A 15203-nucleotide genomic window follows, 5' to 3' on the forward strand; every position below is an offset into this window, starting at 1 on the left:
TTCTAATAATAGTGAAACTTTTATACTCTGCTAACTATTGAAGTGTTATGATTCCACATCCAATGTTTCTTCCAACGTCTTTTTAAATTCGTTTTCACTCTCGTTGTTATAAAATGGTACACCTGTAATTAAGTATTTGTCAGAATTAAGGGTGATGGTGGTTTTACTCTCTCTAATTTCTTGTAAAAAGTCTTCCTTCCATTTGTCGTGAGCTTTAAGATGTTTCCCTTTTGGTTCTATAAAAATCTGATAGGTCAGTTCTTCTCCTGTTTTTTGTTTACAGAACAACACAAAGTCTGGCTCAAACGCTCGCCCTTGTTTATCAATGATTTTAATTTCTCTTTCATTACGTATTAAGTAAATGTCTTTAAACTGTTTTTCCAGATGCTCAAAACGTCTAGCAAACATTTTTACAAATTCTTTCTCCTCACTTGTACCGTAGTTTGCATTATACACATACCAACTTGGCTCACTAACTACATCAAACTGACCATCGGCACGAGGGTTGTCCTTATAGGTTCTGATTTCCTTGTCTTTAAAAACCTTGTGTACGTAATCGTTTATGTATTCTGAACCTTCATAATCCGTTAGATTGGATTTAATCTCAATCTCAATGGTTTGTAGTAATTTCTGGATAGCAGAAAGGTAATCGTCATTTGTTATATACTCTAATCTGTTTTGTGTTCCAGAAAAAGCAATCTCTAAACCTGCTAAATATTCCTTACTTTCTATAAAATTTGTAATGGATTCTATTTTTGGAAAAAATCGTTCTAAACTGTCAAAATAGTAAAAGGGATTCTGTGTTAAGGCATATTTTGTTATATGCTTTGGTATGTCTAAAACTCTTATGTCTTTAGCTATAATTTTATCTTTCTTAGCTTCTTTTTCTTCTTTTGCGAAAGCATCAGTTTTAACACCTATACCAGATGATAAAGTATATTGTATGTTTCGCTTTGAAACTCCTAAATCTGCAAAGGACTTTATATTATCGTAGCTTTTCTCTACTCGCTTGTTGTAGATAACCTTTCCAGTTTTGTAAAACTCCGTTTCTTTAAACTCTGGTTTTAGTGTTAGTCGAAGTTGCACCGAATTTTCATCGTTCTCCATTGCGCCAGATTCCCTCAAAGCCTTCTTTATGTCATAGATGTATTTGCTTTCATCTTTCGTGTGGTAATACAATTCTTCCAAAACTTTGAAATCATTATCGAGTTGGTCGTCAAACTTTCGTTTGTACTTTTCTTGACCCTCTTCAAGCTTGAATGGATAATACCTTGCACCTCTACCTATTAATTGAGCTTCTGATAGTGTAGCTTTTGAAGTTTTTTTGTCAGAACCACCTGCATTTTGACCTTCGTACAACCTTACGATGTCAAACAGGTTTAATACATCCCATCCCTCGTTTAGCTTTTGGACTGCAAAAACTGCACGAATAGGATTGTTTATATCTTCTAATGTGTTTAATCTAATTTGATTCTGTTCTGCTTCTGCATCATTATTAGCACTTAAACAATTTTCTTGTTTGAAATTTGACTTTATACGATTAGCAATTTCTGTATCTGTAAGATTATTTTCAGCAAAAAAGGTAAACGCATTTTGCACTACCTCAACAGTTGAAGTATCCCTTATATTTTCAACCATTTTGGGTGAAAAATTTTCTATCAACTTATGAAACTTCGCTTTGTTTTCTTTTGATTCTGCTATGGTACGTTTTGCCTTAAATAAAATTACAGGCTTTAGGTTTACACCTCTGGACGTAGCAAGCTCCTGTCTGTACAAATTGAGTATTAACGCTTGTATAATACGTTCTTGCTCATCGTACATAGACCTAACAAGGTTAATTTCCTTCGAGTATTTATCTAACCTAAATTGTGCAAGGTCATATTTGTAAATTACTTTGTCTTGATACTTTTCTGCTATGGCTTGACTGTCATAATCTAGTGTAGCGGTAAACTCTAAAAGTATATTCTCGTAGTTTAACTCGTGGGTTTTCTTCACCAAATCACCCCAAACATCAGCGTTATTATGGTGCGCTTCATCACCTAGTAGTACTAATTTACGGTCTTCAAAGTCTTCAAAACTTAAACCATTTTCTCTCACGTTGAGCAATAGTCCAGATGTAAGCATTTGTATGGAAACAAATTTGATGTTGATGTTAACCTCATCTGCTTCATCAAAATTATCTACTTCCTTAACTAGTACCTCTTTACCATCAACCACAATTTTATCCTTGAATAAGTACTTAGATGCAAACGGATTTAAAAAGTTCTCCTTCGTTTTCTGGATAATGTTGTTACTGTTTACAAAAAACAAAAAGTTGCGATACCCTTTTTCATAAAGGAAGAGCATCAAACCTGCCATTACTAGAGTTTTACCGCTTCCAGTAGCCATATTGTACATTAAGTGATATGGTTTATCTGGTTTCTCTTCAAATTCTTCCTTGTCTAAATAGACGTAACGCTTGAAGGCTTCAACTTGGTAAGGTCTAACATCAAATTTTAAATTATCTGAAATAAAACTGGGTAAAGCAACCTGTTCTAATGCTTTGCGTGCAAAAGGGTTATCAAATATTTTATATAAGTACGCCATCCCTAAGCCTTGTTAATTTGGTAAAAATCCTGCGTTACTTTCTTGTCTTCATCTGTACATTTCATTTCTGCATCGTTGAGCGATGATACATTTACAAATAATTGGTTTTTGTCTAATATGCTAACTAGATGTTCTTTCTGTTCTTTCAGGTCTAGCTTCTTAAAATCCTCAATATGTGCATCCTGCTTCTTAATATCTACGTTGTAATTAAGGAAAGATTTTGCTTTCATTTGCTCCCAGATAGTCAATAGCTCTTTGGTGTCATTAGAATCTTTAATTTGGTCAACGAAGATTTGATTATATCTTCTAAGTTCGAGATATTTAAACGAACCTCCACCTTTCCAATTCACATCTTCCTCTTTAGAAATACCTGTGGTGTCGCCATTAATCACATTTTGTAATCTTTCTAATGATAAATCTATTTGACTAGTCATTTGTTCACAACCGATGTATTGAAAACCAAGCTTATGAGCAGTAGCCATTGAGCTACCACTACCAATGTGGAAATCTAACAGAATATCTTCTGGATATATGTTACCTATTTCCATAATCTTTTTTAAAAATAATTCAGGTTTTTTTCCGTTTTTGAAAGTAACACCACCTTCACTGGCTACTAAGTTAAATTCCTTCTCAAAATCGTAGTAATTAGGGTATGGATTTCCTACATCCTCTTTTTGTGAAATTGGTTTGCCTTGATAATAAAACCCGTTACTTCCAGAAGTGTCAAAGGGTTGACGAATGTATCTGTAACCAAGTCCATCACCTCTCGTCCCCATACCTATAACTCTATATAACGCTCCTAAACCATCTTCTTCTTTTCTTTCTCTTAGATTTAATTCGTAATACTCCGATGCTGAACCTTTTTGAGTAATTAGAGACCCACGAATATTATACTCTTTCAAATCACCATTGTCCTCATTAAGCAATTCATACTCATTAACATTATAAATTTCAACGTCATATTTCCCAATTTTTACAATTTTAGGTTTTGCATTTTCATTAATTTTTACAGCAAATCTGTAGTGCCTTTCTGAATTATCTTCTACGAAAATTCTATTTGGTTTATAATTTGGCATACCATACGATAATAACTGCTCAATTACTTTTTGATACCTTATATCTTTTCTTAGAATTCTATTTTCGTGTCGTACTTTAACGTGAAAAATATTTTCAAATCGTTCAATTCCAAATACTTCATCACAAACAGATTTCAAATAAGTATATTCATTATCATCACAACTAATAAAAATCACACCATCTTTTTTCAATAATCGTTTAGCAATTTCGAGCCTATTTTTCATAAACGTTAACCAAGTGGAGTGGTTGAAACTATCGTTATAAGTAAAACTATCATTTTCTGTATTATAAGGTGGGTCGATGTAGATAAGTTTTACTTTACCTGCAAACTCTTTTTTAAGTGAGTGCAACGCTAATAAGTTGTTTCCTTTGATAATCAAGTTATCTGTAATGGTATCTTCTGGTAAACCTCGTTTTTTGTTAATCTCTGCATTTCTGGTAAACCCTGTAAAATTGTGTTCACCATCTTTGTCAAAAGTTTTTGCGTTAGTTAATACTTTTGGCTCTAATAGTTGTGTTATTTCATCCTGTGCTAGTATTTCGTTAAAGAAAATTTCTTCTCGTTTATCTTCCTCACGACTTTGACCACCTTCCAGAACGCAATCTTTAAAGGGCCATACTAGAGAAACCTCATTACGTTGTTTTAAAAATTTACCGTCAATGTTTAAGCCTACTTTATTACGATACTGGGTGTAACTATCGTTGAGGTAATTTTTCTGTTCCAGAAACTGTATAAACTTATTTTGGTTAAAAATAAGTGTATCCTTTACATTTAGAAAAAAGGTTTCTTTAAGCTCTGCATCTTCAAGTAGTAGGGAAATCAACTTTTCATCAAAGTTTTGAGCTTTGTTGATGACTACCCATTTTTTCAGTTCACCTTCATCTGTGATATAATCGTTTTCCTGCTTTAGTTGGTCTTCTAGTTGTTGGTATAGCTTCATCTATAATTTTGTTCTCTCTGTTAGTAGTTCCTGTATTTTTACATCTAAAATATCTGCAATCTTGTATAGGTCTTCTATACTAGGTTGACGTTTGTTACGTGCGTATTCGTTAATGGTGGTGTAGCTTTTATCCATTTGGTTTGCAAGCCATTTTTGACTTATACCTTTCTTTTTCAAATTTTCTTTAATCCTGTTCATTACAGTCTATTTGAATTTGCGACAGCAATGTAATAATGTTCATTGAAAAATAGCGACTTTTTTCGCTGTATTTTTTACTAAAACCTCATCATGGTATTTATTTAGTTGCTTTTTAATGCACCTGTATATTTATTAGTAAACAATTTTTTTATGAGAACATATAAAACATATTATACTAGTGTTGAGGTGATGGAACTTTACCAAATATCAGAACGTACACTACGTTATAGATTAGCTCTACTAAAAAATAAATACAAAGGTCAGCCATCTTTACTATCTAAACAGAACAATGCATGGCGAATCCATAACAGTATTTTAGAACACTTTGCACCGAAACGAAATAAACCAGATTGAAAAAGAACCTCAACACGCATCACCGCTCTTACATTAGCATATTTAAAAAGCCTTATTGCACGCCCTTAGAGTGCTAAAAAATATTTGTATAGATTTTTCCGTACGGTTACAGAAGACCTGCAATTACATTTAAAATAGCCTAAATGATGGTAATATCAGCGTTTTTATAATTGACAGTTAGAGTGGCATTCAAATTTTAAAATAATTTTCCAAAATGTTTTTCTATATACGGTTTGGATTTTACATATTCTACTATTACACCATCAGCCGTAAATGTGAATTTAGCCCACCTTAAAAAATCTTCCAAATCTTTGAAACTCTTTATATCAATATCAATTTCAATAAGTATTTCGATAGGAATATATTGGTGTAGATTGTTTACTAAAAGTAATCTTCGTTTTTTAGGTCTTCCGCCTTCTGGTGAAATTGGATAAAAATATTCCTTGTAAAGAATTGGATTAAGGGCTGTTATAGCAGTTTGAATCCTTTTTTCACTGCATCCAAACTCATAACTTAAACTTTTATTAGTCATATAAAAATAACGTCCTTGCAATTGGTAACTTATTATCTCTGACAAAATGAGCTTTTGAAGTTCGTTGAGGTTTTTATCTGCTTTTACTTTTTTATAAACTTTTGTAAATTGATGTTCTGGCATTGTTTTTATTTATTGTTATGGCTAAAACAGTATGTTTCAAATTTGTTTATTACAAGTTGAAGTATTCTAAAATAGCCCTGTATTATATTATATATTATTAGACTAAACTTATTATTAAACTAAAAAAAGAGTATTAATAGGTTTCCTCTTCGAGGTGTTTCAATTTTAATTTTTAAAAATGCTAATCTCAACTAGAAGGATTGAAGGTTTTTAGATAAAATTTTATCTATTTCCCTAACGGGGTATAAATAAACATCTCCAATTGTAGTAAATGGAATGTCACCATTATTTCTATATTTAATAATAGTATTTTGAGATATACCAAACAGTAACTTCAAATCTTTGTTACGGTAGTACTTTTTAACTTGTTTAGAGCTTGTTTTATCAAGTTTTGTTTCAAGTTGAGCTAACTTGTCATGTAATGGAAGTAAAAGCCTTTTAAGCTCTCCAAATGGAATAATTGAAATCTGTGATTCTTGTTTCATCATAATTATATTTTTTAGAATTATTATGATGCAAATATTCGGGTTTATATCAACAATAGCGAGGGATTCCCTTTGATTCCCTCAAAGATTAACATAATGGATTTACATTGATTCATAGATTTTTTTTCTTCTATCGGAAAATTTTGAAATGATGAGGTCTAATAGTTCAATTTCTTGACGTTCATATTCGCTTTTTTCGTCATTTTTTCTTTTTTTAACTTTTGAAAATTCTTTATTGATTCCTTTAACTTTAACAGATTCCCCTTTTTCGTTTAGGAAGTGGATGTTTGCATTATCTAAATACTTTTTTAGGTTGGTATCTGTATATTTTTGGTTCTTACTATCTACATCAATAAAACCTTCTTCAAATAATGCTTTATAAAAGAATACAACATTTAGTTTGTTCGTTTTAAATTCTAATTTTAGATTTGTTGGGTCTTTGTCAAAGACCTCATCAAAATTAAATTCATCTTCTTTATAGGTCTCTAGTTTTTTAATTAGATTGAGTATATTATCTAGATGTTTGATTATATTTTTTAACACAGTTTTAGTGCTATCTAGGCATATAGAAAGCTGAACATAAGAATGCATTTTTTCTAATTCTTCATTCTTGTTTATTTTATTAACGGGGTAATTATAAGAAAGTTCTTCTTCGATTACATCTTTTTCAATATCACCTTCTTTTTCGAGGAATTTTCTAGTGGCTTCTTTTGCTTCATGCTTCTTTTTTTCATTTTCCTCATTTTCAATCTCAATTCTTTCAAGTATTAATTCTTCTAAATTACCTTTTTCATCATCCAATGTTTCATCTGGGTCGGTCAATGGTAAAAAGTCTTTGCTATAAAATATTCGACCTAACTTATAAATGAAATGTTCATATTCTTCATAAGTAATGAAATAACTGCTATCAAAATCATCTGAAAAGTCTTTGCATTTATTTTTAGGAGATTTGATTGACTCTGGAGTACGGTATATGTTTGAAAAAAGCGATTTAAGGTATTCTAAATTTTCATTGTCAAATTCAATAATGTTATTATACTTCTGTAAAACATCTTGATGGAATACTTTAATAAACTTAACTTTAATTGGGCTGTCTAAATCGGCAATATGATTGATTTTATCTTTAATTCTATTTTCCCAATTATTAAAATACTCATCATCAATCTCAACCACCCATGTTTTAAAAAATGAAAAAGTTTGATAGTCCTCATGAAAGTAAATTTCAGGATTAACTATCTTTTCTATCTCTTTGTTAAGGTCAATAAGGTATTTCATAAAATTTTATATAAAGAAGCTTACAATATTGTAGGCTTCTAAATTAAGAAAAATATAAATTTATACGAATTTTTGTATTAGTTTATCCATATCCTTTTTAACGCTTGAATCCAGAACTTTAGCATAGTGTTGGGTCATGGTTATTCTTGTATGCCCCATCATGCTTGAAACATTTTCAATAGCTATTCCATTAGCAAGCGTTACAGTAGTAGCAAACGTATGTCTAGCAACATAATGCGTGAGTTTTTTGTCTATTTTGCACAAATCAGCAATTTCTTTTAAATATTCGTTTATTTTTTGATTACTAATATTAGGTAGTAATTTATCACCTTCCAAATGTGCGTATTTATCAATTATGCGTTTAACTGGTGGTAATACTGGAACATTACTTTTAATAGTTGTTTTTGCTCGATTAGTTTTAATCCAATAGGTGTTATCATTATCTCTAATTACATTAGCTTTAGTAAGGTTTTCAACGTCAATGGGTGCATAACTTGTATAGCATGAGAAAAGAAAAATATCTTTTACTCTGTTTAGTCTTTCGGTGCTAAATACTTTTTTTTCTATGCGTTGAAGTTCGTCCTGCGTAAGAAAAACAGCTTCTTTAATTATTAGCTTTTCGTCGTAACATAAAAATGGATTTTTAGAAATTATATTTCTTTTAATACCATAGTTACAAACTGTTTTAAAGCATTGAAAGTATTTTACAACAGAATTATGGTTTATACCAACTTTACTTTTAAAAGTAGATTCATACTTTAAAAAAGATTCTAATTCATAGATAAATGTATTGTCAATATCCACTACATTATAAGTTGTTTTCCTGTGTTTTAAGCTAATAAAATTATATAGTAAATCTTTTGCTCGATTATACTTTTGAAGTGAAGCTTTAGAGCGTTCTCCTGCTTCAAATTTTCTTTTAAAATAGTTATTGTGGTTCTCAAATAATTTGATAATATCAATTTCGGTAGATTTTGATTTTTTACCGCTAAGTACATTTTTTATATCACTTAGTTTAACGTTAGAATTGACTTTTACTAATTCCAGATAGATACTTTCAATTTTAGATTCAATAATATTTAAAGTTGTTCTACAATTTTTTTCACTTGTAACACGTAATGTGTTTTTTAGTTTATTTGTGGCATCCCAACGGTCTTTGGTGATAAATTTACCAGTACTTAATGTTGAGGTTTTACCTTGTAATTCAATTTTTGCATAAATAGGGGATTCTCCGTTACTGTTTTGCTTGTCTGTTTTAATGTAGAAATAAGTTTTAATCATTGGTTTACTAATTTAATGTTCAACAAAAATATTAGCAAACTGCAAGTATAGCTAGGGATTCCCTGTGATTCCCTTAAAATTAGTTACCCTATATGTTTTTCATTTTGCAGGGTAACCCATAGGGTAACTGTACTTTGATATATAATGTGTATTTTGAATATATACCAAAAACAAAAAACCCTCTAAACGTAGTGTTTAAAGGGTTTTGACTTTTAAAGTGTCTTTTGACGACTTAATCAGCGGAGAAAGAGGGATTCGAACCCCCGGAGGTGTGACCCTCAACAGTTTTCAAGACTGCCGCATTCGACCACTCTGCCATTTCTCCTTGAGTGCCTCATCAAGCTATTTGCCTGAATGCGGGTGCAAATATAACCTCCTTTTTCATTCTATCAAATAAAAACATAACTTTTTAACAATAAATTTTGCGTATTTTTCAATGCTTATATTTTGTATAACAATATCGCGAAAAGAAAATTTCAAACCTTATTTTTGTAAAAACTTATTATACCATAATGGATACAATTAAACAGCTTAAATGGCGGTATGCAACAAAAAAATTTGATGCAACAAAAAAGTTGTCAAAAGCTAAATTAAATATCGTAACAGAAGCTTTTAACCTAACAGCCACCTCATTTGGGTTACAAACTATTAAGCTAATTGTTATTGAAGATAAGCAAATAAGAAAACCATTAGTAGAAGCATCCTATAACCAAAAACAAGTTCTAAATGCGTCACATCTTCTTGTAATTTGTATCCAAAAAAACATTGCAGATATCGATGTTACAACTTACTACAACAATATAAAACATATCCGCAATACACCAGAAACCATATTAAAACCTTACAGAGAAGATTTAATTAGCATGATGAAAGATATGTCGGTACTAGAGCGCCAGCAATGGTCAACAAATCAAGCATACATCGCACTAGGGAATTTAATGACGGTTTGTGCCATTGAAGGCATAGATTCATGTCCAATGGAAGGATTTTTACCATCAAAATATGACGAAATACTTAAATTAGATAAAAAAAAATTAAAATCAGTTTTACTTTTACCAATAGGTTATCGTGCAGAAGACGATATGTTTTCTGACTTCAAAAAAGTTAGAAAACCAATAGAAGAAGCTGTAATAACAATATAAAATATTTGGGCGTTACCACAAGGGTCGGGCTTTCGGTAGTCGCTTTTTTGTGTTGCATAGGTGCAACAACACAAAAAGAGCTTCAACAAAACCTCAATCCCTAACGCAAAACTAGCGTCCAATTCAACATTAAAGAAAAATAGAATATGCCAGGATTTGAATTATTTGGAGATTTAGAGAGAAAGCAAGTAAATGATGTATTGGACAATGGCGTGCTTATGCGCTATGGATTCGATGGCATGCGAAAAGGCCATTGGAAAGCCAAAGAATTAGAATCCGAACTTCAAAACGCTTTTCAATCCAAACACGTACAATTGGTATCTAGCGGCACCGCAGCAGTATCCGTAGCCTTAGCTGCAGCAGGCGTAGGAGCAGGTGATGAAGTTATCATGCCAACCTTTACCTTCGTGGCTAGTTTCGAAGCCATCATGATGCTCGGTGCTATTCCCGTTTTGGTTGATGTAGATGATACATTATGCCTAAACCCAGAAGCCGTAGAAAAAGCCATCACGCCAAAAACAAAAGGCATTATGGTCGTGCAAATGTGTGGTAGTATGGGCGATATGGATGCCCTAAGAGATGTAGCCAAAAAGCATAATGTATTATTAATTGAAGATGCATGTCAAGCCATTGGAGGAACATACAAAGGAAAACCACTAGGAAGCATTGGCGATTTAGGTTGTTTTTCATTCGATTTTGTAAAAACCATTACCTGTGGCGAAGGAGGAGCAGTAATAACAAACAACAAAGAATATTATACAAACGCCGACCATTATAGCGACCATGGTCACGACCATGTAGGTCACGACAGAGGAGCAGAAACACATCCGTTTTTAGGTTACAACTTCCGTATTTCTGAGTTACATGCTGCAGTAGGTTTAGCACAAGTAAAACGTTTGCCAGAGTTTTTAGCTATTCAAAAGAAAAATTTTAATATTCTAAGAGAAGCTTTAACAGAAATTCCAGAAGTCACCTTTAGAAAAGTACCAGAAGGAGGCCAAGAAAGTTGTGCTTTTTTAAATTTCTTTCTGCCAGACGTAGAAACAGCGCAGAACGTATCTAAAGCATTTAAAGAGAATGGTATTGATGTCTGCTGGAATTACTACAATAATAACTGGCACTATGTTCGTGAATGGCATCATCTAAAAGATGCTAAATCGTTATATCCTTTAACTAAAGAGATAAAAGGAGAATTAGCTAATCTTAAAACTAAAGATTTTTCGCAATCTGATTATTATATATCTAGAAATATTTCGTGTTTAATTAAGATGTCTTGGACTGAAGAGGAGGTTTTAGCGCGCGCGAATAAAATGGTAGAAAGTATAAAAAGTTGTATTTAAATACACAAATCTCTTATAATAATTACATCTATAAAAGAAAATGAGCAAACTTATTTAAGTTTAAAAAGGTATACTTTAAGCTTTGTATTTCCTTGTTATCACTATATTGTTACATTTGTTATAGGTTTTGTTACATTAGTAATACGCGTTCAATAGGCTATCATTTAATTTTGAGTTGAAATTATACATTAATAATAATTAAAACTTAAAATTATGAAAACAACTCGAAGATTTTTAACCTATGCACTTATGGCTTTTGCTTTAATTTTTACAAGTTACTCATGTGAAGGTGAGGATGGTGAAGATGGAATGAATGGAATTGATGGTTTAGAAGGGCCAGCTGGACAAGATGGTAACGCTAATGTGGTTTCTGTATTGTTAGAAAATCAGACAATTAATAATGGCGACAATGTTTTTGATATTTCTCAATTAACACAAGAGATATACGATACAGGTATTGTATATGCTTACGTCACAGTAACAGGAAATGATTATTGGGAGGTACTACCTCTAAGTCTTTCACAACAGATAATATTAGAAATTGATAAAATTGAAGTTGGTAAAATTACTTTAAAAGCTACTTTTTCCCAATCTAATCTTCGACTCAGATTTGTATTGCTTGAAGGTACAAGCGTTAGCGCTGTAGATTTTAATAATTTAGAAGAAGTCGTATCATATTACAATTTAGATTAATAAATCCCAAATAAACCAATTCTATAACTTTACTCTATGTTAAGGCATAGGGTAAAGTTCTTATATTTAAAGCATCAATATTTCTCATAATCATATCTCGGTAGAAATATATATTGTTTAATAAAACCGTCTTGGACAGAACAAGAGGTTAGGGAATGAGCTTCTAAAATGGTTAAGGCTATAAAAGCGTCTGTTTAACAATTATAATTCATGTAACATGCTATCTGTTTCATAGAGTATCATCATATATAGGTGATTTTCTATACAATAATATTCAAAAGAACATTATTGTATTTCTAAGTATAGTGGGGGAATTTATGCAGCTATAACTTTTAGTAGGTCGCTATTGCTTAAATGTTTTCATGATATAAAATTAAGTTTAGAAATATTGTAGTAATTTATTAAATATATTATAGATGTTATGTTGCTTTTAACAATCTCTGTACTTCTTTAAATAAGCTTACTATTATATGTCTACAGAATTACTAATAGCCATAACAAAACATAAATTACTCCATATCTAAATTATTCTCTTTAGAGTATTTGATGTATTTATATGTTTTATTTATACAAAAATCCTCTCGTATTCTATGCTATTACTATCATGTTACATAATTTACAGGTTTTGTTACATGTGTTATATCTATATCTATAATAGTCCTTTAGTTTTGAAAAAATTAATAGCAATGCCTTTACCTAAAAACAAAAGTGATAAAGAAAACTAAAACTTTAAAAGATGAAATTGAAGCTTTCCCTAAGCATAATATAGATCTAAATGTTAATCATTTATAAAATGGGAAGTACACTTAAAAAAGTAAAAGAGAAGCAATATCTAAATAACTATTAATAATAAAATAATTATGAAAAACACTATAGGTTTAATAATATTTTTAAACATCTGTATCGTGGGTGCGCAATCTATTGAAAACGTAACATTATCTAATGGAGGCAATGCTATAAGTAACGGCAGTAATTCAATTAATGCAACAATTGGTGAGCCCATTATAGGAGTTATATCTAACAATGAAACTTTGTTACAAGGGTTTTGGTTTAGTTCAACACTAAATTCAACATTAACAACTACTAATTTCTCATTAGAAGACAATATTTTACTTTATCCAAATCCTGTAATAAATAATCTCACTATTTTATTAAAAGATACTAAGAGCTACAATATGTCTTTGTGGACATTGCAAGGGCAATTAATAATGAAGAAAGATTTTAAAGGAATTCCTAATGGACACAAAATAAATTTTAGTGCTTTATCTAAGGGAGTTTATGTTTTAAAACTTTCAATAGACGACATAAATCAAAATAAAACATTCAGAATCATTAAAAAATAAAAGTATTAACCTTTAAATCATAAATTATGAAAAATATAAATTACTGTATTACTGTATTAGCCTTTTTTTTAATCAGTGTGTCTTTTGCACAATCAGCACAAAAAAACTTTATTAATTACCAAGCTGTAGCTAAAGATAGTGCAGGAGAACTTTTGGTAGATGAATCTGTAAACATACAAATAGCTATTAAATTTGGTGCCCCAGATGTTACTGCAAGTTATGTGGAAAATCATACAGTTACAACAAGTAGCAATGGTGTTTTTAGTCTTTTGATTGGTAATGGGGTTGCAATATCAGGAGATTTTGGTAGTTTGGAATGGGGTTCTATTGCTAGTTATATAACAATATCACTTAATGGGGCCGAAATTGGAACTAATGAGCTTATGGCTGTACCTTATGCTATTTCGTCTGGAGACACAAGGTGGCTTACTAATGGGAATGACATAGAAAATATAAATACTGGTAATGTAGGCATAGACAGAGCGCCTACATCTAAGTTGGATGTAAACGGAGATTTAAGATTAGAAAATGGTACGTCAGTAAACGAGATATCTACTGACGCAACTTTAGGAGGTAATAGTAATAATGCAATCCCTACTGAAAGAGCAGTTAAAACCTATGTTGATAATGCTACTGCGGCTACCACTCCAGTTGTATTTAAAGTTAGAGGAAATGGTTTTGCAGTAAAAGACTTGGATGCCAATACTACTATAGAAACAGATATTTGGGATATTAGAACGTATGATACTAGAAATGCTTTCAATACCACTACTAAAAGATTTGTTGTCCCAGAAAGTGGATATTATTATATACATGCAGTTGTAAGACAATCCAATACTGTAACTACTTCTTTTTTCAGAATTAGTTTTAATGTAGATACAGGTGTTGATTTCACGCAAATTGTTGATGGTGATGACGTAAAAACAGATGTTTGTGGTATTTATTTTCTTAATGTTGGACAACAAGTATTTGTGTCCCTGAGGAACTTTGGTGCTAATGATGTTAGAATAGATGGAACTGGTAGTTGGTTTGAAGGTTATAAAATTAATTAGAGGTAAATTATTGAGTAGTTTAACTAATCATGTAAGTAAAAATAATAAAATCAGCTTAATCTGATAAATAATTTAAAGATGAAAAATAGAATTAAAATTAGTGTAGTACTATTATTGTTTACATCAAGCATAATAGCGCAATGTACAGACATTAATACAAAAGAAATAGCTAAATATTTAAACGAAAAAGTAAAACCACGTCTAGATATTAAGCTAGATAAACACGATGGTTTTTTAGCCATAAATGGCACACGCCAAAATCTAGACCTTAAAGATGTAAAAATTAGTCCTGTAAGTAGAGAGTGGACCTATTTTTTTGAAAACGTAAGGCGTATAGATAGTAATTTCTGGTACGATTCTAAAAAAAACGCTTTCGTTTTAGACGTTAAGTTTGAAAACAACGGTATAGAGTTAAAGGGACGATGTGAAGGTTGTTTAACAAAGCGCATGAAAGACGATCGTGCACCAGATATTAATTGGGCAAATCCCCAAATAATGCGCTTTACATTAAAACCTATAGTTTTTCAACGTTCAGTATCATTTAAAGTAACACAAGTAGAAATGTTAGGTAAATTAGTTGGTAGTGGTTTTGGTAGTGTGTTTTCTAGACTAACTAAAGGTATTGAAGATGTTGTAGGGCAAGAACTAACTAGAGTTTTTACAACCGATGTTACTAAACGCTTATTTAATGATGCCTTACGTCCTTTATTAAAATCGAAAAAAACAGTTTCTGCGAATAGTGTGTCTTTGGCATCGTCTAGTTTGAGAGTTTGTAAATAAT

The 15203-nt window shown here is 31.1% G+C and carries 14 protein-coding genes and 1 tRNA gene; 7 read left to right on the forward strand and 8 right to left on the reverse strand.

Translation table 11 applies throughout. From position 1 onward, the window contains the following. Positions 1-45 precede the first annotated feature (45 nt). Genes Q0870_RS06690 through Q0870_RS06700 form a run of 3 tightly spaced genes read right to left on the reverse strand, consistent with a single transcriptional unit; the run spans position 46 to position 4802 of the window. Positions 46-2586, reverse strand: coding sequence for a DEAD/DEAH box helicase family protein (locus Q0870_RS06690; RefSeq protein WP_298553580.1), 2541 nt, complete (start codon positions 2584-2586; stop codon positions 46-48). Positions 2587-2588: 2 nt separating this feature from the next. Further along, the gene (locus Q0870_RS06695) at positions 2589-4604 is read right to left on the reverse strand and encodes a site-specific DNA-methyltransferase (protein WP_298553582.1); all 2016 of its coding nucleotides are present in this window, start codon (positions 4602-4604) and stop codon (positions 2589-2591) included. After that, positions 4605-4802, reverse strand: coding sequence for a helix-turn-helix transcriptional regulator (locus Q0870_RS06700; protein WP_298553584.1), 198 nt, complete (start codon positions 4800-4802; stop codon positions 4605-4607). Positions 4803-4952: 150 nt separating this feature from the next. Between Q0870_RS06700 and Q0870_RS06705 the strand changes: the two genes are divergently transcribed. After that, entirely contained in the window at positions 4953-5156 is a 204-nt protein-coding gene (locus tag Q0870_RS06705; RefSeq protein ID WP_298553587.1) for a hypothetical protein, read from the forward strand. 196 nt (positions 5157-5352) lie between these two features. Here the strand turns inward: Q0870_RS06705 and Q0870_RS06710 are convergent, their stop codons facing one another. From Q0870_RS06710 to Q0870_RS06730, 5 genes are all read right to left on the reverse strand, one after another. Further along, entirely contained in the window at positions 5353-5811 is a 459-nt protein-coding gene (locus tag Q0870_RS06710) for a helix-turn-helix domain-containing protein (RefSeq protein WP_298553589.1), read from the reverse strand. Between the two features lie 191 nt (positions 5812-6002). Next, positions 6003-6299 carry a helix-turn-helix domain-containing protein gene (locus Q0870_RS06715; RefSeq protein WP_298553591.1) on the reverse strand — a complete coding sequence of 99 codons (297 nt, stop codon included), beginning with the start codon at positions 6297-6299 and terminating at the stop codon, positions 6003-6005. A 99-nt stretch (positions 6300-6398) separates the two neighbouring features. Next, a complete protein-coding gene (locus tag Q0870_RS06720; RefSeq protein ID WP_298553593.1) occupies positions 6399-7571 on the reverse strand; it encodes a hypothetical protein in 1173 nt (390 codons plus the stop codon). A 60-nt stretch (positions 7572-7631) separates the two neighbouring features. After that, positions 7632-8852: a site-specific integrase gene (locus Q0870_RS06725; protein WP_298553595.1), complete on the reverse strand. Its 1221-nt coding sequence runs from the start codon at positions 8850-8852 to the stop codon at positions 7632-7634. 240 nt (positions 8853-9092) lie between these two features. After that, positions 9093-9177: transfer RNA gene (locus tag Q0870_RS06730), tRNA-Ser, on the reverse strand. A gap of 187 nt (positions 9178-9364) precedes the next feature. Between Q0870_RS06730 and Q0870_RS06735 the strand changes: the two genes are divergently transcribed. The 6 genes from Q0870_RS06735 to Q0870_RS06760 all read left to right on the forward strand — a co-directional run bounded on the left by Q0870_RS06735 (position 9365) and on the right by Q0870_RS06760 (position 15202). Continuing rightward, positions 9365-9994, forward strand: a complete 630-nt coding sequence (locus tag Q0870_RS06735; protein WP_298553597.1) for an NAD(P)H-dependent oxidoreductase — start codon at positions 9365-9367, stop codon at positions 9992-9994. 146 nt (positions 9995-10140) lie between these two features. After that, positions 10141-11334: a DegT/DnrJ/EryC1/StrS family aminotransferase gene (locus Q0870_RS06740; RefSeq protein ID WP_298553599.1), complete on the forward strand. Its 1194-nt coding sequence runs from the start codon at positions 10141-10143 to the stop codon at positions 11332-11334. Positions 11335-11547: 213 nt separating this feature from the next. Continuing rightward, a complete protein-coding gene (locus Q0870_RS06745; RefSeq protein WP_298553602.1) occupies positions 11548-12027 on the forward strand; it encodes a hypothetical protein in 480 nt (159 codons plus the stop codon). A gap of 860 nt (positions 12028-12887) precedes the next feature. After that, positions 12888-13370 (forward strand): T9SS type A sorting domain-containing protein, encoded by a 483-nt coding sequence (locus Q0870_RS06750; RefSeq protein WP_298553604.1) that lies wholly within the window; start codon positions 12888-12890, stop codon positions 13368-13370. Between the two features lie 26 nt (positions 13371-13396). Further along, positions 13397-14422 (forward strand): hypothetical protein, encoded by a 1026-nt coding sequence (locus Q0870_RS06755; protein WP_298553605.1) that lies wholly within the window; start codon positions 13397-13399, stop codon positions 14420-14422. A gap of 78 nt (positions 14423-14500) precedes the next feature. Beyond that, positions 14501-15202, forward strand: coding sequence for a hypothetical protein (locus tag Q0870_RS06760; RefSeq protein ID WP_298553606.1), 702 nt, complete (start codon positions 14501-14503; stop codon positions 15200-15202). Position 15203: the final 1 nt, after the last annotated feature.

Source organism: uncultured Algibacter sp., assembly GCF_947487575.1.
Taxonomy (GTDB): domain Bacteria; phylum Bacteroidota; class Bacteroidia; order Flavobacteriales; family Flavobacteriaceae; genus Algibacter_B.